Origin of the sequence: Herbaspirillum sp. 3R11, from assembly GCF_004563925.1 — a bacterium.
Classification (GTDB): domain Bacteria; phylum Pseudomonadota; class Gammaproteobacteria; order Burkholderiales; family Burkholderiaceae_D; genus Herbaspirillum.
In genome coordinates this window covers 739,946-765,939 of record NZ_SPNJ01000002.1, presented here as the reverse complement: position 1 = coordinate 765,939, position 25,994 = coordinate 739,946, and the positions used below count along the sequence as shown (strand labels likewise).

The window sequence follows — 25,994 nt, the reverse complement described above, 5'->3', positions numbered from 1 at the left end:
AATCAGTACTCGCCGACCCTGAGAATCTTCAGGGCATTGGTGCCGCCGACTTGTCCAATCGGCTCACCCCAGGTCACGACGATCAAATCACCCTTTTGCACGACGCCTTGCTCCAGCAGCAAGTCCTGCACCGCCTTCAACACCACTTCGGTGTCGGTGGACTGCGCCAGTTCAAACGTACGCACATTGCGGAACAGCGCGGCCTTCTGGCGCGTCGCAACGTTGGGGGTGATGGCAAAAATAGGGACGTCAATGTTGTGCCGGCTCATCCACAAGGCGGTGGAGCCGGATTCGGTCAGCGCGGCAATCGCCTTCACACGCAGGTGATGCGCGGTGAACAGCGCGCCGTACGCGATCGACTGGTCGACGCGGGTGAATTGCAGATTCAGGAAGTCGGCGTCGAGCTTGCAGTCTTCGGATTTTTCCGCGGCCAGGCAGATCGCCGACATGGCTTCGACGGTTTCCACCGGATACTTGCCGGAAGCGGTTTCAGCCGAGGTCATCACGGCATCGGTGCCGTCCAGCACGGCGTTGGCAACGTCGGACACTTCCGCGCGCGTCGGCACGGCGTTGACGATCATCGACTCCATCATCTGGGTGGCCGTGATGGTCAGCTTGTTGGAGGCGCGCGCCATCTTGATCATGCGCTTTTGCAGGCCCGGCACGGCGGCGTTGCCGACTTCCACGGCGAGGTCGCCGCGCGCCACCATGATGCCGTCGGAGGCGTCGAGGATTTCCTGCAGCAGCGGGATCGCTTCAGCGCGTTCGATCTTGGCGATCATCAGTGGCTTGTGGCCGAACGGCTCGCCGGCGACATTGCCGAGCTGGCGTGCCATTTCCATGTCGGTGGCGTTCTTGGGGAACGACACGGCGACGTAATCGGCCTGGAAGCTCATTGCCGTCTTGATGTCGTCCATATCCTTGGCGGTCAGCGCCGGTGCCGATAAACCGCCGCCCTGGCGGTTGATGCCCTTGTTGTTGGACAGCTCGCCGCCGATCTTGACGACGGTGTGGATCTCATTACCGAAAACGCGCTCGACCACCAGTACGATCAGGCCGTCGTTGAGCAACAGCACGTCGTCGCCCCTGAGGTCGCGCGGCAATGCCTTGTAGTCGAGGCCGACGCGTTCCTGGTTGCCCATGGTGCAGTCGGCGTCGAGGATGAACTTGTCGCCGTTTTCGAGATTGATCTTGCCGTTTTCAAACTTGCCGACGCGGATCTTCGGACCTTGCAGGTCGGCCATGATGGCGACCTTGACGCCACAGGCGTCGGCCACTTCGCGCACCAGCACGGCGCGGTCGATATGGTCCTGCGCCTTGCCGTGAGAGAAGTTCAGGCGCACCACGTTGACACCCGCCTTGATCATGCGCGTCAACGTGTCTCGGTCGCTGGAAGCGGGGCCGATGGTGGCAACAATCTTGGTGGCTCTTTGCATGAAAATCTTTCTCTGGTGAGTTAAGCGTAAACCTTAGCTGTTGTTCTTTTATTGGGCGCGCTGCATCAGGATTTCCACGGCCGGCAAGGTCTTGCCTTCGAGGAATTCCAGGAAAGCGCCGCCGCCGGTCGAAATATAGCCGACCTTGTCGGTAATGCCGTATTTGGCGATTGCCGCCAGCGTGTCTCCGCCGCCCGCAATCGAGAAGCCGTCTGAGTCTGCAATCGCCTGTGCCAGCACCTTGGTGCCGCCGCCGAACTGGTCAAACTCGAACACGCCGACCGGGCCATTCCAGACGATGGTGCCGGCCTTAGCCAGCTGCGCCGCCAGCGTTGCTGCGGTCTTCGGGCCAATGTCGAAGATCATGTCGTCGTCGGCCACGTCCTTGGCGTCCTTGACGGTGGCCACTGCAGTGGGCGAAAACTCCTTGCCGCACACCACGTCGACCGGGATCGGCACCGATGCGCCACGCTTGGCCATCATGTCGATGATGGCCTTGGCTTCGTCGACCAGATCGGCTTCGGCCAGCGACTTGCCGATCTTCAGGCCGGACGCCAGCATGAAAGTGTTGGCGATGCCGCCGCCGACGATCAGGTTGTCGACCTTGTCGGCCAGTGCTTTCAGGATAGTCAATTTGCTGGAGACTTTCGAGCCGGCGACGATCGCCACCAGCGGACGCGCTGGCTGGTTCAGGGCCTTGCCCAGCGCATCCAGTTCAGCTGCCAGCAGCGGACCGGCGCAAGCGACCGGGGCAAATTTGGCGATACCGTAGGTGGTGGCTTCAGCGCGGTGGGCAGTACCGAAAGCATCGTTGACGTAAACGTCGCACAGCTTGGCGATCTTTTGCGCCAGCTCGTCGCTGTTCTTCTTTTCGCCCTTGTTGAGGCGGCAGTTTTCCAGCAGGACAACCTGGCCGGGCGCGACATCGACGCCTTCGGTCCAGTTCGAGACCAGTTTGACCTCTGCGCCCAGCAATTCCGACAGGCGTTTGGCGACCGGCGCCAGCGAATCTTCCGGCTTGAATTCGCCCTCGACCGGACGGCCAAGGTGCGAAGTCACCATCACTGCCGCGCCGACGTCGCGCGCCTGGCGGATCGCCGGCACCGAAGCGCGGATACGCGTATCTTCGGTGATATTGCCGGCATCATCCTGCGGCACGTTCAGATCGGCGCGAATGAAAACGCGCTTGCCTTGCAGTTGGTTGGCGGAGATGAGGTCGCTGAGTCGGTTGAATTTCATTTTTCGCGGAATCTAAGGTGGGGCAAAAAGGCGTTATTTTACTCTACCAGCCCTGCTCCCAGCATGGTTTTCAGACAGGAATGCAGCATTCGGCAATATAGACGCCGTGTTCCCGCAGTAATCGGCCCGGCGAGCGGGCAAGGCCTTCCGGGAAGAGCTTACAGCGCCAGGCGCAGCACGGTGAATAGTGCCATTCCGGCAACAATCGTCCCCAAAAGATGTCGCGTTACCAAGAAAAACACGCCGCCGCCGATGCCGGCCAGCAATTTGGGATTGGCCCAGTTGATGTCAATCGCGCCATTCGTCGTCACCAGGTCCGGCAAGATGATCGCCGCCATCGCCGCCGCCGGCGCGTAACCGAGCGCGTGCTGCAGCTTGGGCGGCAACTTGACCGCATGACCGAACAGGAAAAAACCGCTGCGTGTGATCAACGTCGACACAACCAACAAGACTATAGAAACCCAAACGTCGAAGGCGTTCATTCTTTTTCCTTGTCGATGAATTTGTCGGCCACCATTGCCGCGGCCATGCCGATCACCACCGCCAGCAACAGGCCCAGCCGGTAAGGCAGACTTATTGCCGCCACCGCGACGGCACCGGAGACCACCACACCCGCCAGCGCCGCGCGGTTGATGATCATCGGAATCGTGATGGCGATCAGCGCCAGCGTGCCGGCGAAGCCGATGTTCCAGCTTTCTGGGATCTGGCTGGCCAGCAGGATGCCGACGATCGCGCCGATCTGCCAGGCAAACCAGCCCGGATAGCAGATCGCCTCGAAAAAGCCGATCTTGCCGGCCGGCTGATGCACCGTGTGGGCGGGAAAGCGGCGCGGGAAGAATCCCATCGAAATGTCGCCGTTGAAATAACCGTACCAGACCCGCCGATACCACGGCAGATGGGCGAAATGCGGCGCCACGGCGGCGGAGAAGATGACGAAACGGAGATTGACGATCATGGCCGTCAGGAAGATCACGATCAGCGGCGTATGCGCCGCCAGCAAGGGCAACACGGCAAACTGGGCGGAACCGGCGTAGACCGTCAGCGTCATCGCCAGCGATTGCCAGAGGGTCATGCCGGACTTGACCATGGCCATGCCCGAGACCACGCCCCAGGCGGCCACGGCCGGAATGGTCGAGGCGCTCGCGCGCCAGCCCTCCTGAAACGCTTCCTTTTCGATGCGCCGCGCCGAAAGCACAGCAGCGGCAGCAGGTGCTCCCGCATTTGCCACATTGACTACCGGGTCAGGTCGACTGTCCCCGGCGTCTGTCTCCTTATTCATTCTTGCCCTGGTCCGCTTTTATTGAATGCGATGAACTTGCAATACGGCATTTTTACGCAGTCCGGACATTTTACAGATGAAACTTTTTACGCGCTTGTTCCGTTAAAATGTGGTCTTTGCCTCTTTGAACCACCTCGGAGACTTCACCATGTCCATGGACGACCGCGACGGAAAAATCTGGAAAGACGGCGCATTGATCGACTGGCGCGATGCGACCATCCACGTGCTGACCCATACGCTGCACTACGGCATGGGCGTGTTCGAGGGCGTACGCGCGTACAAGACGCCGCAGGGTACGGCGATCTTCCGGCTGAAGGAGCACACCCAGCGCCTGTTCAATTCGGCCAAGATTTTCCAGATGGAAGTGCCGTTCGACCAAGCCACCATCCTCGAAGCGCAACGCCAGGTGGTGCGCGAAAACAAACTCGAGTCCGGCTACATCCGCCCGCTGATCTGGATCGGCTCGGAGAAGCTCGGCGTCTCCGCCAAGGGCAACAAGATCCACGTCGCCATCGCCGCCTGGACCTGGGGCGCCTATCTCGGCGAAGACGGCATCAACAAGGGCATCCGCGTCAAGACCTCGTCCTTCAGCCGCCACCACGTCAACGTCTCGCTGGTGCGCGCCAAGGCATCCGGGTACTACATCAACTCGATCCTCGCCAATCAGGAAGCGCTGACCGACGGTTACGACGAAGCGCTGCTGCTGGACACCGACGGTTACGTCTCGGAAGGCTCCGGCGAAAACGTCTTCATCGTCAAGAACGGCAAACTTTATACGCCCGATCTCGCCTCCTGCCTCGACGGCATCACGCGCGATGCGGTGCTGACGATGGCGCGCGACCTCGGCATCGAGGTCATTGAAAAGCGCATCACGCGCGACGAAATGTATTGCTGCGACGAAGCCTTCTTCACCGGCACCGCCGCAGAAATCACCCCCATCCGCGAACTCGACAACCGCACCATCGGCAACGGTGGCCGCGGTCCGATCACGGAAAAACTGCAAACCTTGTTCTTCGACGTCGTGTCGGGCAAGGCGCCCCAATATCAGCATTGGCTGACACTGGTTTAATTTAAATAAGCAATATCGCACCGGAGAAACACCATGAGCCAAGTCCAACAAACCCAGCCAGTTCAACTCGACGGCAAAGACCTGCCGGCCCACTGCCCCAACCCGAACATGCCGCACTGGTCGTCGCACCCGCGCGTATTCCTGGAACTCGACGACCACGGCGCCGCCAAGTGTCCGTACTGCGGCACGCAATACCAGCTCAAGCCGGGCGCCGTCGTCAAGGCGCACTGAGGCCGGAGATCATTGCCGCCCAAGCAGCTGCAACACCGATAAAGAGGACCACCAGGAAACGATTGGTCCTCTTTGCTTTTTCTTCCTGGAGAAAACATGCCGCGCGCCAAACTGTTACATGGTTCACCCGATGAAATCGAAGCAGCGTATTACGATGCGCTGTCCCGCGCCGACCTCGATGCGCTGATGGCGCTGTGGGCCGACGACGAAGAAATCGTCTGTATCCATCCCGGTGCAGCACGCCTGGTCGGTCATGTCGCCATCCGCAACAGCTGGGAAGAAATCCTCGCGCGCGGCGGCCTGCACATCCAGCCGCGCCAGCTGCATGCGGCGCATACCATCACCACCGCCGTGCACAACGTGATCGAGGACATCCACCATCCCGACAGCAGCCAGCCGGACGTACACGTCATCGCCACCAATGTCTACATGAAGACCGCGCAAGGCTGGCGCATCGTCACGCACCACGCGTCGGTCGCACCGGGACCGGCGCCGTCGGAGCCGATCGCCGAGACCATGCTGCATTGATATTTTTCCTGCGCCGCCCGCTTGGCATCCTGTCCTGCAGCGGCGCACCCACTGTTCTCCATCCATGCACTACATCGCGCCTCGCTGGCTTCCCGGCGGCAACCTCCAAACGATTTATCCGTCGACCTTCATCGCCAAGCCGCCGGTGCGCTTCCGGCGCGAGCGCTGGGACACGCTCGACGACGACTTCATCGATGTCGACTTCGTCGACGGCCAGCCGGGGCAACCGCTGGTGGTCTTGTTCCACGGCTTGGAAGGCTCATCCGACAGCCACTATTGCCGCGCCCTGATGGCGGCAGTAGCTGCGCGCGGCTGGACCGGCGTGGTGCCGCATTTCCGCGGCTGCTCGGGTGAAATAAATTTGGCGCCACGCTTCTACCATTCCGGCGACAGCGGCGAGCTCGACTGGATATTGCGCCGGCTGGTTACGCATCGGGCGACCATCGGCGCCGGCAAGTTCTACGCCACCGGCGTCTCGCTCGGCGCCAACGCCTTGCTGCGCTGGCTAGGCGAATCCCAGCATCAGGCCGAATTCATCGATGCCGCCTGCGCAGTGTCGGCACCGCTTGATCTGGCCGGTGGCGGCGCCGCGCTGGCACATGGCTTCAACCGGATCTATTCGCATGTGTTCCTGCGCACCATGCGTCCCAAATGCCTGGTCAAGCTGGATCAGTTTCCAGGCTTGTTCAGCCGCGACGCACTGCTGCAGGCGCGTGACCTGTACACCTTCGACAACATCGTCACGGCGCCGCTGCACGGCTACCGCAATACCGAAGACTACTGGGACCGCGCCAGCGCCAAGCACATCCTGCATGACATCACCGTGCCGACGCTGGTGCTCAACGCCAAAAACGATCCATTCCTGCCACCCCAATATTTACCGCAGAGCGCGGCGGCCTGCGTCAAACTGGAATATCCTGATGAAGGCGGCCATGTCGGCTTCCCCACCGGTGCGCCGCCGGGCGAGCTGGGCTGGCTGCCGCAGCGCATGCTGCATTTTCTGGAAGGCAAATAAGCAATGGATGACGTCGTCAGGCAAGCGATGGCCAAGTGGCCCAATGTGCCGCACTGCTTCGGCTGGCTGAAGCTGGATGCGCGCGGACACTGGCGCATGCGCGATGAACGCGCCCAGCATCTTGATCTTCCCGGCGACAAGATCGCGCATCCGGCGCTGCTCGGCTTCATCAATCGCAATTACACACACGATGAGGAAGGCCGCTGGTATTTCCAGAACGGCCCGCAGCGGGTCTACGTTGATCTTGAATTGACTCCGCATATCGTGCGCACCGATCCGGCGGCGGGATTCATCACCCAGACCGGCGCTACGCTGGAGGCGATTTCACAAAGCTGGATGACGCAGGAAGGACAACTGGTGCTGGCGTCGGAAACGCTCGTTGCAGCGTTGGACGATCGCGATGCCGCCGCCGTGTTGGCGACGCTGACGGTCGCTGGGCGGGCTGCGAGCGACGAGGAAATCATGGAGTGGCTGGATGGAAGCGATGCGGCCGCCTTGATTTTTCCACATGGCGGCAATGAACTTCCCCTGCAGCATATCGGCGCAGACGAGCTGGCCGGCAAATTCGGCTTCGTCGCACAGCCTCGCGCGACGCCCTGACAAGATCGCCGGAGACGACGCTTATCCGCGTCCCTTGGTTTCCTTCATCTCATCCTTCCACTGCTCCTTGAGATCACGTTCACGCGCATCAATCATGGCCTGGTCGTAGAAGGTCGCATCCGGCGCCTTGCGCGCGATGCCGAGCTGTTCCAGCGCCGCCGGCAAACTGCCTTGCAGTACATAGGATTCGGCCAGCGCCATATGCTGCAAGGCTTGCTTGCCCTGTGCCGCGTAGGCCTTGGCGAGCAGATCCTGCACCGCGACTTCGTGGCGATACAGTTGCGCCTGATCGCGCAAATAGGCAACGGCGACATCGTTGCGCTGCCCCTCGATCAGCGCGTCCGCATATTGATGCGCCACCACACGCGACAACGGGAATTGCTTGCGCGCGGCGTCGGCTTCCTTGAGCGCCTGAGCGCCTTGTTTTTTGGCCAGCTTGATATCAATATCGAGATTGGTGAACAGGATGCTCGGCACCATCGGCTGCGACGCCGCGCGCGCTTCCTGCAGCAAACCCTCTGCCTTGTCGTAAGAACGTTGCAGGTAAGCCGCGTACGCCAGCCCGTACTTCGACACCATGATCTGCATCTTGGTGTTCTGGCGCAGTTGCGACTCGAAATAGGCCTGTGCATCGCGGATGCCTTGCGACGTATTGTTCTGCAGCAGACGCACGCGCGCACGGATCAGCTGAAAATCGGGATTGTCGGCGCGCTGCTTGTAACGCTGGTCGCGGATGCGCGCCTGGATGTCGGCGATACGCTCGGTGGTCAGCGGGTGCGTCAGCAGATATGGCGGCACGGCATCGCCAAAACCGCGCGACGCGCTTTGCAAGCGCCCGAAAAACGCCACCATGCCCGAGGTATCGAAGCCGCCGTCACGCAGGATTTGCAAACCGACGCGGTCTGCTTCGCGTTCGGCGTCGCGACTGAAATTCAACTGCCGTTGTATCGCCAGGCCGGTGCCGCCCATCATCGTCGCCATGGCGGCGTCGCCGCCGACTCGCGATACACCGGCCAGCGCACCGAGCACGATGGAGGCCAGTTGAATCATGGAATTCTGCTTTTGCTGACCGATCATGCGCGCGATGTGACGCTGCGCGACGTGGCCGATTTCATGCGCCAGCACCGAGGCCAATTCGGACTCGCTTTGCGCCGCCAACAGCAAACCGGAGTGCACCGCAATAAAACCACCCGGCAAGGCGAAGGCGTTCAGCACCGGATCGCGCACCGCAAAGAAAAAGAAATCGTAGCCGGCTTCACCGCGCACATCGGGGCGCACGGAGACCAGGTTGGAGCCGAAGTTGTTGAGATATTCCAGCACCGGACCGTCGTCGAGATAATCCGGATCGCGCCGGATGTCGCGCATGATCTGCTCGCCGAGCTTGCGCTCCATCAGCGGCGACAATCCTTCGCGCTCGGTGTCCCCCAGCGTCGGCAAAGCCTGCGCAACGCCTGTGGTCGGCGCAACGGCCAGCGGCAGGATTGCTACAGTGAGCGAGAGTGCTGCGAACAGGGAGCGCAAAGCTGGACGCAACACGGGACGCAACAGCGAACTACGACGACGTGTTTGTTCAGAAGATACAGACTGACGCATAGACGGGCACAGAGTAATGGGTGGCTTGGAGCGTGAAAGGCTCTTTCAATGCCTGCTATGATACCCGCAGTAATGACCGACTTTCACTTTCCGCCGCCATGACCGATTCCAAAACCGCACATTCACCAGTCGACGCCAATCAGGGCCTGACCCATTTCGACCAGGGCGGACAAGCGCACATGGTCGATGTCGGCGCCAAGCAGGATACCCATCGCGTCGCCGTCGCCAGCGGCGTCATTTCCATGAAGCCCGAAACGCTGGCCGTGATCCAGTCGGGCACCGCGAAGAAAGGCGACGTCCTCGGCATCGCCCGCATCGCCGCCATCATGGCTTCCAAGCGCACCAGCGACCTGATCCCGCTGTGCCATCCGCTGGCGCTGACGCATGTGTCGGTGGAGTTCTCCGTCGATACAGAGCAATCGCGCATCAGCTGTACCGTGCGCGTTGAAACGAACGGCAAGACCGGGGTGGAGATGGAAGCGCTGACGGCGGTGCAGGTCGGATTGCTGACGATTTACGACATGTCCAAGGCAATTGACCGCGGCATGGTGATGTCCGATATTCGCGTGCAGGAAAAGCATGGCGGGAAATCGGGGTCTTGGTCGCAGGCTTGATGTGTTCGTTGCGGACGTAAAAAAAGCGTGCTGAGTGCACGCTTTTTTATTGCCGCCGGATGAATCAGCCGCGGCAGACTTCCGGAGCGTATTTTGCCGGCAGCATTGGCGACTCCGCAGCAGCGGTGGCAGGAGCCGTCTGGCACAGCCAGGTAATGGCGCTCGGGTTGGTTGCCGATGGCACCAACTTCAGCGTCTTGCCTTTTGCCTCGCCGCCAATGTCACCAAAGGTAATGGTGATAGCGCCGCCTTTTTCGATTGCGATGTTGGAAACCGATGTAATTTCCTTCGACGGGGTAAATGCATAACCCGTCGCGGCCTGTTCAAAGTCTGTGCTCCCCTTGGAAGCAATTGTCTCGGACACGGCCATCTTGGCTGGCGTCGCCAGATTCAGCCCCTCGGCCACTTTGGTACGAACCAGGTAATCCCGGTATTGCGGAATCGCCACCATCGCAAGCACACCCACAATGGCGATAACGATCATCAATTCAATCAGGGTAAAACCGGTGGGTGAGTAACGTGCAGACCGCTTCGCTTGCATATTGTTTTCCTATTACAAAAAAATCGAATTTTCGGGAGCGTTGCCTGACCATCTGTCCACGGCCGTCGTTTTCTCTCGGGCAACGCCAGACTCCCCGCATGGATCATATTCGCCAATGGCGAATTTGTGAACATTTTTATAACCGTGCGGGCAAGGCGGGATTGATCATCCCGCCTCACTCCGGCATCACTCCGCCTGTCTTTTCGCCCTGCGTGCCAGCCAGCTGCCAACGATCACGACGCCGATCGCACCGACCACGCCGGGCAGACTCAGATGCAGTTGCAGGCCCGGCACCACGAACTCATGGTGCGGCAGATAGGTCTGCACCCAGCCCTTGATCGCCACGTCGGAGATGATCATGCCGCCCGCAAGATAGCCGAGCAAAGCCGCGCCCAGCGTGATGATCAGCGGCGCTTTTTCCATCAGCTTGAGCACCAGCGTGCTACCCCAGACAATGATGGGGATGCTGACCAGGATGCCGAACACCACCAACAGCAACTGATGTTCGCCGGCTGCCTGTTCGGCGGCGCTGGCGATCGCGATAACGTTGTCCAGGCTCATGACCAGGTCGGCGACGACGATGGTCTTGATCGCCGACAGCAACTTGTCGCTGCCGCTGATTTCGCCGTGACCATCATCATCGCTGAGCAGCTTGGTTCCGATCCAGAACAGCAGCACGCCGCCCACCAGCTTGATGAACGGCATTTGCAGCAAGGTCACCGCGAAGGCGATCAGCACGATACGAATGGCGATGGCGCCGAACGTGCCCCACAGGATGCCGCGCAGGCGCAGGTTGGCCGGCAGGTTGCGACAGGCCAGCGCAATCACGATGGCATTGTCGCCACCGAGCAAAATATCGATCAGGATGATCTGGCCGACTGCGAGCCAGTTCAATTCCGCCAAAAATTCCATACAACCCCCAAAATATTCGTGAACACTAAAGCAATATGGGGAGCCGGAGCTCCCCATATTGGTATGTCACCGGTCAGGCCGGGAAGTTCTGCCGAGTTTGCAACGATCGCAACAACGTCGACAAATCAATCCAGCCTGCCGTTCGCTTGCCAGTACGGCAAATGAATTACAGAACCGACTTCAGCAGACGCGCCATTTCCGAAGGATTGCGTGTTGCCTTGATGCCGCATTCTTCCATGATCGCCAGCTTCGCTTCGGCAGTATCAGCACCACCGGAGATCAGCGCGCCGGCATGGCCCATGCGCTTGCCTGGAGGCGCAGTCACGCCGGCGATGAAGCCGATGACTGGTTTCTTCATGTTGTCCTTGACCCAGTACGAAGCGTTGGCTTCGTCAGGACCGCCGATTTCACCGATCATGATGACGGCGTCGGTGTCAGGATCATCATTGAAGGCCTTCATGATGTCGATGTGCTTCAGACCGTTGATCGGGTCGCCGCCGATACCGACTGCGGACGATTGACCCAGACCCAGTGCGGTCAGTTGACCGACTGCTTCATAGGTCAGTGTGCCCGAACGGGAAACCACGCCGATGCGGCCCTTTTTGTGGATGTGACCCGGCATGATGCCGATCTTGATTTCGTCCGGTGTGATCAGACCTGGGCAGTTAGGGCCCAGCAGCAATGTCTTGCTGCCGGATTTTGCCATGCGGTTTTTCAGTTCCAGCATGTCGCGGACCGGGATGCCTTCAGTGATACAGATGGCCAGGTCCAGCTCGGCTTCAACGGCTTCCCAGATGGCAGCAGCAGCGCCTGCAGGTGGAACGTAGATCACGGAAACATTTGCGCCGGTGGCCTTCTTGGCTTCGGACACATTCGCGAAAATTGGAATGCCTTCGAAATCTTCGCCGGCCTTCTTCGGGTTCACGCCTGCAACGAAGGCGTTCTTGCCGTTCGCGTATTCGCGGCACATGCGGGTATGGAATTGACCGGTTTTGCCGGTAATACCTTGGGTGATGACTTTGGTGTCTTTATTGATCAGAATCGACATAGCTATTCCTTGTCCTATTATTTACCGTTGGCTGCAGCAACAACTTTTTGCGCAGCTTCTTCCATGCTGTCTGCCGAGATGATCGGCAGGCCGGAGTCGGCCAGCAGCTTCTTGCCGATTTCTTCGTTGGTGCCCTTCATGCGCACGACCAGCGGCACTTTCAGGGAAACGGCCTTGGACGCAGCGATCACGCCTTCGGCGATCACGTCACAGCGCATGATGCCGCCGAAGATGTTGACCAGGATGGCTTTCAGTTCAGGGTTCTTCAGCATGATCTTGAATGCTTCGGTAACCTTCTCTGTAGTTGCACCGCCGCCGACGTCCAGGAAGTTGGCAGGCTCGCCGCCGAACAGCTTGATGGTGTCCATGGTGGCCATGGCCAGACCGGCGCCGTTGACCAGACAGCCGATGTTGCCGTCGAGGGAGATGTAAGCCAGGTCGAACTTGGAAGCTTCGACTTCAGCTGGATCTTCTTCGTCCAGATCGCGGTAGGCGACGATTTCAGGATGGCGGAACAGCGCGTTGGAGTCGAAGTTGAACTTGGCGTCCAGAGCGATGACCTTGCCGTCGCCGGTCAGGATCAGCGGGTTGATTTCGGCCAGCGATGCATCGGTGTCCCAATATGCCTTGTACAGACCTTGCAGTTGCTTGCGCGCGTCGACCACGGAAGCGGCTGGAACGCCGATCTTGGTGGCGATGCTGTCAGCGTCGGCGTCGGTCAGGCCGGTGGCCGGATCGATAGCGATCTGATGGATCAGTTCAGGGTGGCTTTCAGCAACTTCTTCGATGTCCATGCCGCCTTCGCTGGATGCCATCAGGACCACACGTTGGCTGACACGGTCGGTGACCATGGAAACGTACAGTTCCTTCTTGATGTCCGCGCCTTCTTCGATCAGCAGGCGACGCACTTTTTGGCCTTCAGGGCCGGTTTGATGCGTAATCAATTGCATGCCGAGGATCTGGCTGGCGTATTCCTTAACTTGTTCCAGGGACTTGGCAACTTTCACGCCGCCGCCCTTGCCGCGGCCACCCGCGTGGATTTGCGCCTTGACGACCCACACCGGACCGCCCAGCGTTTCAGCTGCCTTGACGGCATCTTCAACGGATTGGCATGGAATGCCGCGTGGAACGGTCACGCCGAATTGGCGGAGGATTTCTTTGCCCTGATACTCATGGATTTTCATGGGAGCTTCCCTTTAAGACACTATTAAATAAAACTTACTGGATTGAAATCCGGCTGGCGGCAACACCGCGCGGCGCGAATGGAGGCAAGAATCCGCGCGGACGCGCTTTCTCCGAACGAGGAGACGCGTGGCTGATGCAGCCGGGCGGATTGCTTAGTAGAAGGTGCAGACAGTGCATTGGGCATAGAGAATGCCATTTGATCAACATTAGTCGTTGTCGCATTGCGTGTCGTCATCGCAAAGATTGCCATGACAGCCGCTAATGCGGCGCAGCAAAAACCCGGAGATTTTAGCACAGCTCGCCCCGCCTAGGCAGCAGGATGGGCTTAAGGAGACTATTTTTGCGGGATTGCCGTATGGACAAAAGCCCCCGCTACGACAGGGGTAATGAAGAACAACCGATGTGAAACCTTGATTAATCGACCGATCGGTCAATCAAAATCGTCGTGCTCGCCGTCGCTCCAGGCAGTTTTGACCGCCGCCTGAATTGCCCGATGCGAAAAACCACGCTGCTGCAGAAAGCGCATGCACTTGGCGCGTGCCATGCCGTCGGCCGGCGCCTCATCGAACTTGCGCCGCAAGACTTCGCGCGCACGCTCGTTTTCACCCTGGGTCAGGCCGATTTTGGCTTCACCCAGCGCTTCGCCTGTGATGCCGTGGCTTTTCAATTCGGAAAGGATGCGGTTGTTGCCGTAACGGCCGACGCGACGATTCACCAATGATTCGGAGAAACGTTCTTGGGAAAGGAATTTGGATTCTTGCAGCCAGTTGAGCAGAGCTTCGATATCGTCGTCATCTTGCGCGTAAGGGGTTAGCTTACGCGCAAGTTCCAGACGACTATGCTCACGTGAAGAGAGATATTTGAGCGCTCGCGCCTTCAGGCTGATTTGCGGCCTGGGCATCGGTCACACCGTCGCGATCGTTGCGACCGACAAGACTCGAGCGAAGTACAACGACATCAGGATTCTTCGGCAGCTACGTTCTTTGCAGAACCTTTGCCAGTTGGCGCCGGTGTTGCCGCTGCGGCAGCACCTGCAGCACCAGCGCCACTTGCAGCCAATTCAGGAACGCCCAGGGAAGCACGTACCTTGTTTTCGATTTCGCGCGCCAGTTCCGGACGTTCCTTCAGGAAATTGCGTGCATTGTCCTTACCCTGACCGATACGTTCGCCGTTATAGCTGTACCAGGCGCCGGACTTTTCCACGATCTTGGCGTCTGAGCCCAGATCGAGGATTTCACCTTCGCGGGATGTGCCTTCGCCATAAAGAATGTCGAAGTGGGCTTCGCGGAACGGCGGCGCCACCTTGTTCTTGACGACCTTGACCTTGGTTTCGCTGCCGATGACTTCGTCGCCGGACTTGATCGAACCGGTACGACGGATGTCCAGGCGCACGGAGGCGTAAAACTTCAGCGCGTTGCCGCCGGTGGTTGTTTCCGGATTACCGAACATGACACCAATCTTCATGCGGATCTGATTGATGAAGATCACAGTGGTGCTGGTGCGGTTGATGCTGCCGGTCAGCTTGCGCAGCGCTTGCGACATCAGGCGTGCTTGCAGGCCCGGCAGGGAGTCACCCATGTCGCCTTCGATTTCGGCGCGTGGCGTCAGGGCGGCGACCGAGTCGATGACGATCAGGTCAACGCCGCCGGAGCGCACCAGCGCGTCGGTGATTTCCAGCGCTTGTTCGCCGGTGTCAGGCTGCGAAATCAGCAGTTCGGACAAATTGACGCCCAGCTTCTGCGCGTAAGTCACGTCCAGAGCGTGTTCCGCGTCGATGAAGGCGCAGGTGCCGCCGATTTTTTGCATTTCAGCAATGGCTTGCAGCGTCAGCGTGGTTTTACCCGAGGATTCCGGACCGTAGATTTCAATCACGCGGCCACGTGGCAGACCGCCGACGCCCAGTGCGATGTCCAGGCCGAGAGAACCGGTCGAGACGACCTGGATTTCTTCGAGGACTGCGCCGTCTTCCATGCGCATGACCGAGCCTTTGCCGAATTGCTTCTCGATCTGTGCAAGGGCTGCGGCCAGCGCTTTGCCCTTTTCAGAGTTGTTCGCGGATTTTTTATCGTCCATAGGGTTCTTTCAACAAAGTGTTCGTTTGGATCAGTCAGAGATCAACTAAGCAGCACTGTATAAAAAAACAGTTGTTTGTGCAAGTTCTTTTTCTGCTGTTGCAATTTGGAATGGCGGAATGCGTTGAAAAGGCGTGGCAGCACATGTAATACGGCTGCGAACAAAAAATCTTTCGATAGTCTGTTAGTATGCCGCCGATTCCCCGGCTCGCGGAATTCCGATTATAACGGCCCAGCCGGTACGGTTCATGCATGCGCAACGTGGGCTCCCGGTCTTTCGGAAGCGACGGCTGTAGCGTCTTTCAGCGATAATGCAGATGATTTCAAGGAATATCCTAGATTTATTACGGATATTCGGCGTATTTGATATACATTTCTAGCTAGTAATATTACGAGTTTTCTGCTTTCCCCCTATGACTCTGGTTCCATTCAGCCGCATTTCCAGCCTGCGTTCGCTCATCATTGACGACATGCCGGCGATGCGCCAAAACATTCGCATGCATCTGGGCCAGCTTGGCATTACAAAAGTTGACCAGGCCGGCACGCCCGACGAAGCGATTCGCGCCGTCCAGGGCGGCAGCACCTACGACCTCATCGTCTGCGACTACAACCTGAACAAGGAAACCAACGGTCAGCAGTTGCTGGAGTTCTTCCGCACCCAGCACATGTTGTCGCCCACCACCATGTTCATCATGGTCACGGCTGAAAGCGGCTACAACCTGGTCGCCAGCGCCGCCGAATTCCAGCCTGACGCCTACATGCTCAAGCCGCTGACGGCATCCAAGCTGGCCGACCGGATCGACCGCCTGCTGGAAAAGCAGAATGCGCTGCTGCCGATCAATGAAAAGCTCAAGCGCAAGGACCAGGCCGGCGCCATCGTCGAATGCGACAACGTGCTGAAGGTCGCGCCCAAATGGATCGTCGACATCCTCAAGACCAAGGGCAGCCTGCTGATCGAATTGCGCCGCATCGAAGAAGCGCGCGCGGTCTACGCGCAGGCGCTGGAAATGCGCGACGACCTGGTATGGGCCAAGGTCGGCATGGCGCGCTGCAATATCGTGGCCGGCCAATTCGACGACGCCAAGGTGCTGGTGCAAGCCGTGCTGGCGCAGAATTCGCAATACATTGAAGCCTACGACTTGCTGGCGCAAATTGAAGACGCGCAAGGCAATCAGCAACAGGCGCTGGACGCCCTCGCGCGTTCGTCCGAAATCATCCCGTCGGCGCGCCGCAGCCGTCTGGTCGGCGACGCCGCCTATCGCGTCGGCGACCTGGACCAGGCCAAGGAAGCGTTCGACAAAGTGCTCAAGCACACCAAGGGTTCGCTGACCGCGCAGCCGAGCGACCTGCTGACACTGGCGCAGGTGCACGTCGACACCGGCGACGGCGATGCGGCGCTGGCGCTGCTGGCCAATGCGCCCAAGCGCTACGCCGAATCGAAGATGTTCATCTCGACGCAATCGGCCGTGGCGGCGCAGGCGTATGTCCAGCTGGGCGACATGATTTCCGCCGAAATGGCTTTCGAAGCGGCACGCAATGCCGCCGAAGGTACGCCGTCGGAAATGGGGACGCTGGCGCTGGCCAAGGCGGCGTTCTCGGTCGGTCGCGACGAGGAAGGCGCGCAGCTGATTTCGCAGGCAGTGAAGTCCGACCACGAAAACAAGACGCTGCTGACGCTGGCGCGCAAGGTGTTGGCCGATTGCGGCAAGGAAGGCATGACCGACGAGCTGGTCGATGGCGCTGTCAAGCAGTGCATGGGCATCATCGCCGAAGCAAATGCGCTGATGCGCAGCGCCAAGCCGGACGAATCGCTGGCCAAACTGGAAGAAGCATTGCACAGCATGCCGGAAAACACCGGCGTGCTGATGGCAGCCGCCCAGCTGCATCTGCTGTGGATGAGCCAGCGCGGGATCAACCAGGATTACGTCAAGCGCGTCAATCGCTACCTCAATACGCTGGACCGTCTGATCCCGGGCAACGACCGCGTCAGCAAGATGCATAAATTCCTGCGAGACGCGGTTGCCAAAGCTGCGCAGAAGAGCTGATCCATGGACGCAAAACTGGCCGCCATCATTGTTCACGACATCAAGAATTCGCTCGGCGTATTGGAAGGTGAATTGCGCGTGCTTGCCGCCGAGTCGCCCGACGAACGCGCCGGACATGCGCACCTGACCTGCCTCACGCTGCAGGAAAAGCTGATCGGCTTCCTGACGCTGTATAAAGCGTCCTCGCAAGGACTGACGGCGCAGATCGAAGCGCTGTCGCCGCAGGATTTCCTCGAAGGCCTGCTGCGCCACCTGACCATCAGTCAATCCGGCCTCGAGGTCACGATCAACAGCGAAGGCATGCCGCTGATCGCCTTCTTCGACGAAAACCTGGTCGGCCTGGCGCTCGAAGCGGCGTTGCAGAACGCCACCCGCTTCGCCCGCTCGCACATCGAACTGGCCTGCCGCAAGGATGGCAACGGCGTGGTCTTCAGCATCCGCGACGACGGCCCCGGCATCGGCACGCACGAAATCAAACCATCCACCGGTCTCGGCATGGATTTGTGCAAAGCCATCGCCGCCGCCCACCAAAAGGGCGACAAGAAAGGCGAAGCACTGCTGAGCAACCATCCCGACGGCGGCGCCCAGTTCGAACTGCACTTACCCTGATTTTTCCCTGACCCTCTCCTTGCCCGGCATGCGTTGAGCGCATAAGCAAGCGCGAAAAAAATCGTTCTTTTCCCCGGACTTCGTCCGTAGAGTCATCCCGACAGGGACAGGCTGGCCTCGTTTGCAACGAGGCGGCCTGACAGACTCGAACAAGAAAAGGACATCATGCAACGCCGCCACTTCCTCCAGTTGAGCACTGCCACTGCAGCAACCTTCGGCTCTGCCGCACTGGGCTTGCCGCTGATCGGCCGCGCCGCCGACGCGCCCAAGACCATCCGCCTCGACTACGCAACCTATTCGCCACCCAGCCTGGTGCTGAAGAAATTCGGCTGGCTGGAAGAAGACCTGAAGTCCTCCGGCGGTTCGGTGAAATGGGTGCTGAGCCAGGGCAGCAATCGCGCGCTCGAGTACCTCAACAGCGACAGCGTCGACTTCGGCAGCACCGCCGGCCTGGCGGCCCTGCTGGCGCGCGCCAACGGCAATCCGGCCAAGGCGGTGTATGTGTTTTCGCGTCCGGAATGGACGGCGCTGGCGGTGCAAAAAGATTCCACCATCAAATCGGTGAAAGAACTCAAGGGCAAGAAAATCGCCGCCACCAAGGGCACCGATCCCTACCTGTTCCTGCTGCGCGCGCTGCACGAGAACGGTCTGACCAAGAGCGACGTGGAAATCCTCCACCTGCAACATCCCGACGGTCGTGTCGCGCTGGAACAAAAACGCGTCGACGCCTGGGCCGGCCTCGATCCGCATCTGGCGGCCAGCGAGCTGGAAGCCGGCTCGAAGCTGATCTATCGCAACGTCAATTTCAACACCTACGGTTTCCTCAACGTCAGCGACAGCTTTGCCGCCAAATATCCGGACGAGGTCAAGCGCGTGATCCGCGCCTACGAACGTGCGCGCCTGTGGATCATCAAGAACCCGGACGAGACCGCCAAACTGATCGCCGAAGAAGCCAAGCTGTCGCTGCCGGTGGCGCAACTGCAACTCAAGCGCAACGATTTTTCCAATCCGCAAATCGGCAAGGAACATATCGACGCGCTGCGCGCCGCGGCGCCCATCCTGCTCGACGAGGAACTGGTCAAGAGCGGCACCGATCTGTCCAAAACCATCTCGGCGCTGATCGATCCTGCGTACTCGCAAGGCCTGATCCGCCAGGCATGAGGCCATGAAAGAGTCGCACTCGCTGCTGTCGCTGGAAGCGCATCAGGCTGATTTTTTGCACGATGCTGAAGACCGCGCCACGGAGGTCGCCCGGGCGCCGAAGAAGTCGATCAACTGGCCATGGGGAGCACTGCTGCCCGTGGCTTTTTTGGGCGCGCTGGAAATCGGCTCGGCGCTGGACTTGATTCCCTCGCGCCTGCTGCCGCCGCCGAGCGAGATTGCGCAGACCATCTACGCGCTGGCCAAGCGCGACCTGTTCGCCCACATCGCCGTCAGCGTGGCGCGCGTGGCCGCGGGCTTCTCCATTGGCGCGCTGCTGGCGGTCGCCTTCGGCGTCTTGGTCGGCATGCATAGACGCGCCGAGTCGCTGCTGGAGCCGTCCTTTCAGGCGCTGCGTGCGATTCCGAGCCTGGCCTGGATTCCCTTGCTGTTGCTGTGGCTGGGCATCGACGAGACGCCCAAGATTGTGTTGATCGCCATCGGCGCTTTCTTCCCGGTCTACATCAATCTGGTGGCTGGCATCCACAACGTCGATCGCAAACTCCTCGAAGTCGGCGAAATCCATGGCCTTTCATCACGCGACCTGATCCGCCGCATCCTGCTGCCGGCAGCCTTGCCGAATCTGTTCACCGGATTGCGCACCGGACTCAGCCTGTCCTGGATGTTCCTGGTCGCAGCCGAATTGATCGCCGCCACCAAGGGCGTCGGCTACCTGTTGTCCGACGGCCGCGAAAGCAGCCGCCCCGACATCGTGCTGGCCGCCATCATCATCCTGGCCACGCTAGGCAAACTTTCCGACAGCCTGCTCAAACATATCGAGACGCGCAAATTGCGCTGGCGCGACGTGCTGGCTTCTCGGCCAGACTGACCCGACTGATTATTGTTCGACCTTACCTTATCTCCTCATGACAACTCAATTGCAACGCCGCCGCCTGCTCCAGGCCATCGCTACACTGACTTCCGCCGCTGCAGCCGGCAGCCTCGCCCTACCCGCCTTCGCACAAACCGGCAAACCGGTGCTGGCGCGCATCGGCTATCAAAAATCCTCGACGCTGCTGACCGTGCTCAAGGCCAACGGCACGCTCGAAAAACTGCTGGCGCCGCTCAACGTCAAGATCAGCTGGCATGAATTCTCCAGCGGCCTGCCGCTGCTGGAAGCGCTCAACGTTGGCGGTGTCGATCTCAGCGCCGACGTTGCCGATACCGTGCCGGTGTTCGCCCAGGCGGCCGGCGCAAAACTGACTTACGTGGCGCAGGAAGCGCCGTCGCCATCGGCGCAAGCGATCGTGGTGCGCGCCGATTCGCCGATCAGGACCGTGGCCGATCTCAAGCGCAAGAAGATTGCCGTGACCAAGGCGGCCGGCGTGCATTACCTGTTGATTGCAACATTGGAAAAAGCCGGTCTGAAATTCAGCGACATCGATGCCGCCTACCTGACTCCGGCCGATGGTCGCGCCGCATTCGAACGCGGCAGCGTCGACGCCTGGGTGACCTGGGATCCGTTCCTCGCAGGCGTGCAGAAACAGACACAGGTGCGCATCTTGTCGGACGGCCGCAATGTCGCCGATTACCAGCGCTATTACCTGGCGTCGACGCCGTTTGCGGAAGCGCATCCGGATGTGCTGGCGATCGTGTTTGACGAGTTGAAAAAGACCGGATTGTGGGTACGCCAGAATCCGAAGGAAGCGGCCGCTTTCCTGGCGCCGATCTGGGGCCTGGATGCGCCGACCATCGAACTGGCCAACAGCCGCCGCAGCTATGACGTGCGTGCGGTGGTGGTAAATGCGCTTGGTGAACAACAGCGCATCGCCGATGCTTTCTTCGCGGCAGGCTTGCTGCCGAAGAAGGTCAACGCCACCGACGTGTCGATCTGGAAACCGGCTTAACAACGCCGGCCGGATCACGAATAAAAATGGACTGGCTCGACGCAGCGACCGCAGCACTGGCGATCATCGCCGTGCCGCTGGCTTTGCGTTATCCCTTGCGCGCGAAAGATGACTCTGCGGCGTGCGATTGCACTGCAACCACAGAGATCACGCCAGCCCATCCGCAAGTCTTTCCTCAGGAAGAAGAGCCGACGCAAGAGCGGCAACCCGACTCATCTCCCAAGTCCCTGCGCTAGGTTTTAAACCAGGCTGGCGCGCACGCTGATCTCGGCCTTCAATACCTTCGATACCGGACAGCCCTTCTTGGCCGCATCAACCGCTTCGTCGAACTTGGCCTGGTCCGGATTCTCCAGCTTTGCCTTCACGTCCAGCACGATGGTGGTGATGGAAAAACCGTCTTCCACTTTTTCCAGCGTCAGCGTGGCGTTTGTATCGATGCGTACGACGCCGAGTCCGGCCTTGCCGAGGCGGCTGGACAAGTCCATTGAGAAGCAGCCTGCATGCGCGGCAGCAATCAGTTCTTCGGGATTGGTGCCGACGCCGTTTTCAAAGCGCGTGGAAAACGAATACTGCGTCGCGTCCAGCGTCTTGCTCTCAGTGGTCAGTGCGCCCTTGCCGTCTCTCAGGCTGCCGTTCCAGACGGCGGAAGCTTGTCGTTGCATGGTGTTCTCCTTGGCATCGTTGGACTAAAGGATCATCATGCGGCCGCCGCCGCGATGGCAACATAGGACAAGCGCGCAAGCAGGCGTAGGAGTTGAGGACATCGATACCGCAGGCAAAAAAAAGCCGCTCCGAAGAGCGGCTTTCCAGTCCGGTCAAACGTCGATCAGGACAATTGCTGAATACCAGCCAACACCCAGCCACCGTTGCCGGTGACAGGCTTGGACAGGTTCCAGATTTCGTTGAACTGGGTCGGCGAAGTGTTCGGGTCTTCCTTGATGAAGCCGAAGAATTTCACGCTTGCCAGATAGTCGTTGCCGACTGTCTCGACGCCCAGCATGTCCGCATCCAGCGACACCACATCGGTGTGGTTGGCCGAGGCGCCGCGCTCGGTTAATTGCATCTTCAGTTCACCGAACATTTCCGGCGTCGTGAATTCGCGGATGTCGTTGGCGTCGCCCTTGTCCCAGGCTGCTTGCAGACGGATGAAGTAAGTCTTGGCATTGCGCACAAAACCGACCGTATCGAAATCCGCAGGAACGCCGTAAGACGATGGCTCAAACGCCGCACCACTGGCGCCGCCGACAGCAGCAGCGCCGCTGCCGAAGGTATTGCCTTGCAGCGCCTTCGGTTGCTCGGCTTCCAGTTGCGAGCCGATGGCCGGCGTCTGGTTGCTGAAGTCGCCCTGATTGGCGGCGTAGGCCGGACGCTCATTGCTATTGCTGTTGGCTTCCGATTTGCGGCGGAACATGCGGTAGATGAACATGGCGGCGAAAGCCAGCAGGGCGACCATCAGAATGGTGCTGATCATGCTGGCCATGGCGCCGCCAAGGCCGAAGTGCGACAACAGTGCGCCGAGGCCGAGACCCAGCAAGGCGCCGCCGAGGATGCCCTTCCATGGGCTAGGCTTCGGCGCTGCTGCTGCAGGGGCTGCGGCGGGCGCAGCCGGCTTGGCCGCTGCGGCCTGGTTTTGCTGCATAGGGCTCTGCGCCTGGCGGCTGGCGCCCGACGATTGCTTGCCGATCGAACCACCGCCGCCGAGGCGCTTGGCCTCAACGCTGGTGACGCCGATGGCGAGGGTCATCGCAGCCACTATCAGCGCGACAAATACTTTTTTCATGCTATCTCCTGAGATGGAATGTGATGCGAAGGCGGTCGCATCGGCCGTAGAACAATAGGAACAGGTTGGTGCTTGTACCGATTCAAGTCGGATGCAGCAGATGGCAAGGTCGCAACGCAAGACAATGCAAGATGCGCGCAATCAGCTATCGCCGCACTAGGGACGAAAACCGGTGCTTGCCGCGAACGGCAATGGGGGACTTAAACGCGCGGCGGACGGCCGGCGAGAGGGAGGAAAGGCGGTTGGCGCGCATCGTCGCTGCGAAGCGCAGGCGCCAGTGTGGCCGAGTCTGAAACGAAGGCCATGGCCGGATTGAGCACGGTTTCGTCGCCCACGCCGGCATGGCTGGAAAAATCTTCGGTGTCGGCATACGACAGATCGTCGTCGCCATCGGTGGAATCGGCCAGCGCCTGCTGCTGGGCTACGGCATCGTCGGCATTGACGTCGGCACCGGATGCGGCGGCAAGCTCCAGCGCCTGGCGCAATTGCTCCTGTTGTTGCACTTGCTGCTCAAGCGCCACCGAGTCGATGGCCGTCTTGTACGTGAGCATCCCTGCAAAGACTTGCACGGGCAGCAAACAGATCAGCAAAATGGCAAACAGACGCTTCATCGCAGTTTTAAGACAATCAACTCGAAAATTATACCAACAGTAACCCCAAATGCGGGCGTTAAGCTGATTTATCAAGGGCTTACATAAAAATAGGCTGGTTTGCGCGAACGCAAGAACAGGCCTGATTATGCATTGCAATAGGCCTCGATTTAGTAGAATATGCAGAAAAATATTGCAAAATTCCTAAAATAACTCGAGACAATGGCCGCCACCTGCGCGGATTACCACGATGCGTATCCTGCTTGCAGAAGATGACAGTGTTCTGGCTGACGGTTTGACGCGCTCGCTGCGCCATTCCGGTTATGCCGCCGATTGCGTCAAGAACGGCGTCGAAGCCGACTCTGCGCTGTCGACCCAGGATTTCGACTTGCTGATCCTCGACCTCGGCCTGCCCAAGATGTCCGGCCTGGAAGTGCTGCGCCGCCTGCGTGCGCGCAATTCGCGCCTGCCGGTCCTGATCCTCACCGCCGCCGACTCGGTCGAGCAGCGCGTGCAGGGCCTCGATCTCGGCGCCGACGATTACATGGCCAAGCCGTTTGCCCTGTCCGAACTCGAAGCGCGCGTACGCGCCCTGACCCGGCGCGGCGCCGGCGGCGGTCCGACCGTCATCCGCCACGGCTCGCTCAGCTACGACCAGGTTGGCCGCATCGCCTACATCGGCGAACAAATGCTTGATCTTTCCGCACGCGAACTGGGACTGCTCGAAGTATTATTGCAGCGTACCGGACGGCTGGTTTCCAAGGAACAGCTGGTGGATCATCTATGCGAATGGGGCGAGGAAGTCAGCAATAATGCGATCGAAGTCTATGTCCACCGCCTGCGCAAGAAAATCGAAGTCGGCGGCATCCGCATCGCTACCGTGCGCGGCCTCGGCTATTGCCTGGAAAAACTGCCCGAGTCCATCGCGAGCGCCGGCGTTGCCAGCAACGCCTGAACACGCCGCTTTCTCCGTTTCCTCACCCTACATCGCGCAGGCCTGAGCCATGCCTGACGCCCGCCAGATCGATCCGCAACCAGTAGTTACTCCCGCACCTCCCAAGGGCAAGCGCCGCGCCGTCATCGAGACGCAGCCGGAAGAACGCATCCAGCGCTCGCTGTTCGGCGAAATCCTCGACTGGATGCTGGCGCCGCTGTTACTGCTGTGGCCAATGAGCATCGCCATCACCTATCTGATCGCACAATCGATCGCCAACCAGCCATTCGACCGCGCGCTCGAAGACAGCGTCACCGTGCTGGCCCAGCAAGTCTCCGAAATCAACGGCAAAACCGTGGCGCGCCTGCCGGTCTCGGCGCGCGACCTGCTGCGCGCCGACGACATCGACAACATCTATTTCCAGATCACCGGCCCGCGCGGCGAATTCGTCGAAGGCGATCGCGACATGCCGCAACCGCCGGTTGACGAAGACAAGACCATCGGCTCGGTGCAGTTCCGCAACGACATCCTGCACGGCAACGACGTGCGCATCGCCTACACACAAGTCGATCTGCGCCGCACGTCGGAACAACGCGCCGCGTCGTCGAAGGAGCCGCGCCTGGCCACCGTGCAGGTCGGTGAAACGCTGGAGAAACGCGCTCAGCTCGCCAATGAAATCATCAAGGGCGTGATCCTGCCGCAGTTCGTGATCCTGCCGGTGGCGCTGGCGCTGGTCTGGTTCGCCTTGTCGCGCGGATTGTCGCCACTATCGGAATTGCAGCAACGTATCCGCGCGCGCCGTCCCGATGATCTGAGCCCGATCGACTCGGGCCAGGTGCCGGAAGAAATCTCGCCGCTGGTGCGTTCGCTCAACGACATGCTGGCACGATTGTCGCAAACCATCGCGCTGCAAAAGCGCTTCATCGCCGACGCCGCGCATCAGATGAAAACGCCGCTGGCGGGCATGCGCATGCAATCCGAACTTGCCCTGCGCCAAACCGACCAGGCCGACATCCACCGCTCGCTGGAACAACTGGCCAAGAGCTCGGAATCGGCCACGCGCCTCGTCAATCAATTGCTGTCGCTGGCCCGTGCCGAAAACCAGACGCCGGCAACCGCGCCGTTCGAACCGATCGAATTATCGGAGCTGGCGCGCAACGTCGTACAGGACTGGGTGCCGATGTCGTTCACGCAGCGCATCGATCTCGGCTTCGAACAACCCGGCCATCCCATCATGATCTCGGGCAACTCCATCATGCTGCGCGAGCTGCTCAGCAACCTGCTCGACAACGCCCTCCACTACACGCCGGCGCTCGGCAGCGTCACGGTGCGTGCGCGCGCCGATGAAGAAACCGGGCAGGCATTCCTTGAAGTGGAAGACACCGGCCCCGGCATCGCGCCGACTGAACGCGGCCACGTGTTCGAACGCTTCTACCGCATCCTCGGCACCCACACCGCCGGCAGCGGTCTTGGCCTGGCCATCGTGCGCGAGATTGCGCAGCAGCATGAGGCGACCGTCGACATCTCCAACAATCCGCGCAGCACCGACCCGAAAGCGCCGGGCTGCCTGTTCCGCGTGACGCTGCGCATGACGCCGCGCCAGACCTACATGGACGACATCGGCTGA

At 60.1% G+C, this 25,994-nt stretch carries 28 protein-coding genes; 14 read left to right on the top strand and 14 right to left on the bottom strand.

Translation table 11 applies throughout. The features are described from left to right. Window positions 1–2: 2 nt before the first annotated feature. From pyk to E4P32_RS11775, 4 genes are all read right to left on the bottom strand, one after another. A complete protein-coding gene (gene pyk, locus E4P32_RS11790) occupies window positions 3–1,436 on the bottom strand; it encodes a pyruvate kinase (protein ID WP_116434026.1) in 1,434 nt (477 codons plus the stop codon). Window positions 1,437–1,484: 48 nt separating this feature from the next. Then, on the bottom strand, window positions 1,485–2,675 hold the full coding sequence (locus tag E4P32_RS11785) for a phosphoglycerate kinase (protein WP_116434027.1): 1,191 nt from the start codon (window positions 2,673–2,675) through the stop codon (window positions 1,485–1,487). 158 nt (window positions 2,676–2,833) lie between these two features. Next, a complete protein-coding gene (locus tag E4P32_RS11780) occupies window positions 2,834–3,157 on the bottom strand; it encodes an AzlD domain-containing protein (protein WP_116434028.1) in 324 nt (107 codons plus the stop codon). After that, a complete protein-coding gene (locus tag E4P32_RS11775) occupies window positions 3,154–3,954 on the bottom strand; it encodes an AzlC family ABC transporter permease (protein WP_116434029.1) in 801 nt (266 codons plus the stop codon). The genes E4P32_RS11780 and E4P32_RS11775 overlap by 4 nt, the downstream gene beginning before the upstream one ends. Window positions 3,955–4,102: 148 nt before the next feature. Between E4P32_RS11775 and E4P32_RS11770 the strand changes: the two genes are divergently transcribed. From E4P32_RS11770 to E4P32_RS11750, 5 genes are all read left to right on the top strand, one after another. Beyond that, window positions 4,103–5,023, top strand: a complete 921-nt coding sequence (locus E4P32_RS11770; RefSeq protein WP_116434030.1) for a branched-chain amino acid transaminase — start codon at window positions 4,103–4,105, stop codon at window positions 5,021–5,023. Window positions 5,024–5,056: 33 nt separating this feature from the next. Beyond that, window positions 5,057–5,254: a zinc-finger domain-containing protein gene (locus E4P32_RS11765; RefSeq protein ID WP_016832182.1), complete on the top strand. Its 198-nt coding sequence runs from the start codon at window positions 5,057–5,059 to the stop codon at window positions 5,252–5,254. A gap of 96 nt (window positions 5,255–5,350) precedes the next feature. After that, the gene (locus tag E4P32_RS11760; protein ID WP_116434031.1) at window positions 5,351–5,782 is read left to right on the top strand and encodes a nuclear transport factor 2 family protein; all 432 of its coding nucleotides are present in this window, start codon (window positions 5,351–5,353) and stop codon (window positions 5,780–5,782) included. 64 nt (window positions 5,783–5,846) lie between these two features. Further along, window positions 5,847–6,797, top strand: a complete 951-nt coding sequence (locus tag E4P32_RS11755; RefSeq protein ID WP_116434032.1) for an alpha/beta fold hydrolase — start codon at window positions 5,847–5,849, stop codon at window positions 6,795–6,797. Between the two features lie 3 nt (window positions 6,798–6,800). Beyond that, on the top strand, window positions 6,801–7,397 hold the full coding sequence (locus tag E4P32_RS11750; protein ID WP_116434033.1) for a DUF2946 family protein: 597 nt from the start codon (window positions 6,801–6,803) through the stop codon (window positions 7,395–7,397). Between the two features lie 21 nt (window positions 7,398–7,418). On the opposite strand, the gene E4P32_RS11745 is transcribed toward E4P32_RS11750, so the two are convergent. Further along, on the bottom strand, window positions 7,419–8,990 hold the full coding sequence (locus E4P32_RS11745; RefSeq protein ID WP_233526625.1) for a M48 family metalloprotease: 1,572 nt from the start codon (window positions 8,988–8,990) through the stop codon (window positions 7,419–7,421). Window positions 8,991–9,088: 98 nt separating this feature from the next. Between E4P32_RS11745 and moaC the strand changes: the two genes are divergently transcribed. Next, window positions 9,089–9,604, top strand: coding sequence for a cyclic pyranopterin monophosphate synthase MoaC (gene moaC, locus E4P32_RS11740; RefSeq protein ID WP_116434035.1), 516 nt, complete (start codon window positions 9,089–9,091; stop codon window positions 9,602–9,604). Between the two features lie 64 nt (window positions 9,605–9,668). Here moaC and E4P32_RS11735 read toward each other — a convergent pair whose 3' ends face one another. The 6 genes from E4P32_RS11735 to recA form a co-directional block, all read right to left on the bottom strand. Next, on the bottom strand, window positions 9,669–10,145 hold the full coding sequence (locus E4P32_RS11735; RefSeq protein ID WP_116434036.1) for a pilin: 477 nt from the start codon (window positions 10,143–10,145) through the stop codon (window positions 9,669–9,671). Between the two features lie 186 nt (window positions 10,146–10,331). Next, the gene (locus E4P32_RS11730) at window positions 10,332–11,057 is read right to left on the bottom strand and encodes a TerC family protein (protein ID WP_116434037.1); all 726 of its coding nucleotides are present in this window, start codon (window positions 11,055–11,057) and stop codon (window positions 10,332–10,334) included. Window positions 11,058–11,223: 166 nt separating this feature from the next. Then, a complete protein-coding gene (sucD, locus tag E4P32_RS11725; RefSeq protein WP_116434038.1) occupies window positions 11,224–12,105 on the bottom strand; it encodes a succinate--CoA ligase subunit alpha in 882 nt (293 codons plus the stop codon). A gap of 17 nt (window positions 12,106–12,122) precedes the next feature. Next, window positions 12,123–13,289: an ADP-forming succinate--CoA ligase subunit beta gene (gene sucC / locus E4P32_RS11720; RefSeq protein WP_116434039.1), complete on the bottom strand. Its 1,167-nt coding sequence runs from the start codon at window positions 13,287–13,289 to the stop codon at window positions 12,123–12,125. Between the two features lie 431 nt (window positions 13,290–13,720). After that, complete coding sequence (recX, locus tag E4P32_RS11715; RefSeq protein ID WP_116434040.1) at window positions 13,721–14,191, bottom strand: recombination regulator RecX; 471 nt, start codon at window positions 14,189–14,191, stop codon at window positions 13,721–13,723. A 56-nt stretch (window positions 14,192–14,247) separates the two neighbouring features. Continuing rightward, a complete protein-coding gene (recA, locus tag E4P32_RS11710; RefSeq protein ID WP_116434041.1) occupies window positions 14,248–15,363 on the bottom strand; it encodes a recombinase RecA in 1,116 nt (371 codons plus the stop codon). Between the two features lie 412 nt (window positions 15,364–15,775). Between recA and E4P32_RS11705 the strand changes: the two genes are divergently transcribed. From E4P32_RS11705 to E4P32_RS11680, 6 genes are all read left to right on the top strand, one after another. Further along, window positions 15,776–17,407, top strand: a complete 1,632-nt coding sequence (locus E4P32_RS11705) for a tetratricopeptide repeat protein (protein ID WP_116434042.1) — start codon at window positions 15,776–15,778, stop codon at window positions 17,405–17,407. A 3-nt stretch (window positions 17,408–17,410) separates the two neighbouring features. Next, window positions 17,411–18,016, top strand: a complete 606-nt coding sequence (locus E4P32_RS11700) for a HAMP domain-containing sensor histidine kinase (protein WP_116434043.1) — start codon at window positions 17,411–17,413, stop codon at window positions 18,014–18,016. A 165-nt stretch (window positions 18,017–18,181) separates the two neighbouring features. Then, window positions 18,182–19,177, top strand: a complete 996-nt coding sequence (locus E4P32_RS11695; RefSeq protein WP_199525621.1) for an aliphatic sulfonate ABC transporter substrate-binding protein — start codon at window positions 18,182–18,184, stop codon at window positions 19,175–19,177. Between the two features lie 4 nt (window positions 19,178–19,181). Continuing rightward, a complete protein-coding gene (locus E4P32_RS11690; RefSeq protein WP_116434044.1) occupies window positions 19,182–20,045 on the top strand; it encodes an ABC transporter permease in 864 nt (287 codons plus the stop codon). Between the two features lie 37 nt (window positions 20,046–20,082). Continuing rightward, window positions 20,083–21,063, top strand: a complete 981-nt coding sequence (locus E4P32_RS11685; protein WP_116434045.1) for an aliphatic sulfonate ABC transporter substrate-binding protein — start codon at window positions 20,083–20,085, stop codon at window positions 21,061–21,063. 26 nt (window positions 21,064–21,089) lie between these two features. Then, window positions 21,090–21,299 (top strand): hypothetical protein, encoded by a 210-nt coding sequence (locus E4P32_RS11680; protein ID WP_116434046.1) that lies wholly within the window; start codon window positions 21,090–21,092, stop codon window positions 21,297–21,299. A gap of 3 nt (window positions 21,300–21,302) precedes the next feature. On the opposite strand, the gene E4P32_RS11675 is transcribed toward E4P32_RS11680, so the two are convergent. The 3 genes from E4P32_RS11675 to E4P32_RS11665 form a co-directional block, all read right to left on the bottom strand. Beyond that, window positions 21,303–21,725: an OsmC family protein gene (locus E4P32_RS11675; protein WP_116434047.1), complete on the bottom strand. Its 423-nt coding sequence runs from the start codon at window positions 21,723–21,725 to the stop codon at window positions 21,303–21,305. A gap of 164 nt (window positions 21,726–21,889) precedes the next feature. Next, on the bottom strand, window positions 21,890–22,843 hold the full coding sequence (locus tag E4P32_RS11670) for a Tim44-like domain-containing protein (RefSeq protein ID WP_116434048.1): 954 nt from the start codon (window positions 22,841–22,843) through the stop codon (window positions 21,890–21,892). 200 nt (window positions 22,844–23,043) lie between these two features. Continuing rightward, window positions 23,044–23,454, bottom strand: coding sequence for a hypothetical protein (locus E4P32_RS11665; RefSeq protein WP_116434049.1), 411 nt, complete (start codon window positions 23,452–23,454; stop codon window positions 23,044–23,046). A gap of 229 nt (window positions 23,455–23,683) precedes the next feature. Between E4P32_RS11665 and E4P32_RS11660 the strand changes: the two genes are divergently transcribed. Both E4P32_RS11660 and E4P32_RS11655 read left to right on the top strand, forming a co-directional pair. After that, entirely contained in the window at window positions 23,684–24,388 is a 705-nt protein-coding gene (locus E4P32_RS11660; protein ID WP_116434050.1) for a response regulator transcription factor, read from the top strand. 49 nt (window positions 24,389–24,437) lie between these two features. Next, entirely contained in the window at window positions 24,438–25,994 is a 1,557-nt protein-coding gene (locus E4P32_RS11655; RefSeq protein ID WP_116434051.1) for a sensor histidine kinase, read from the top strand.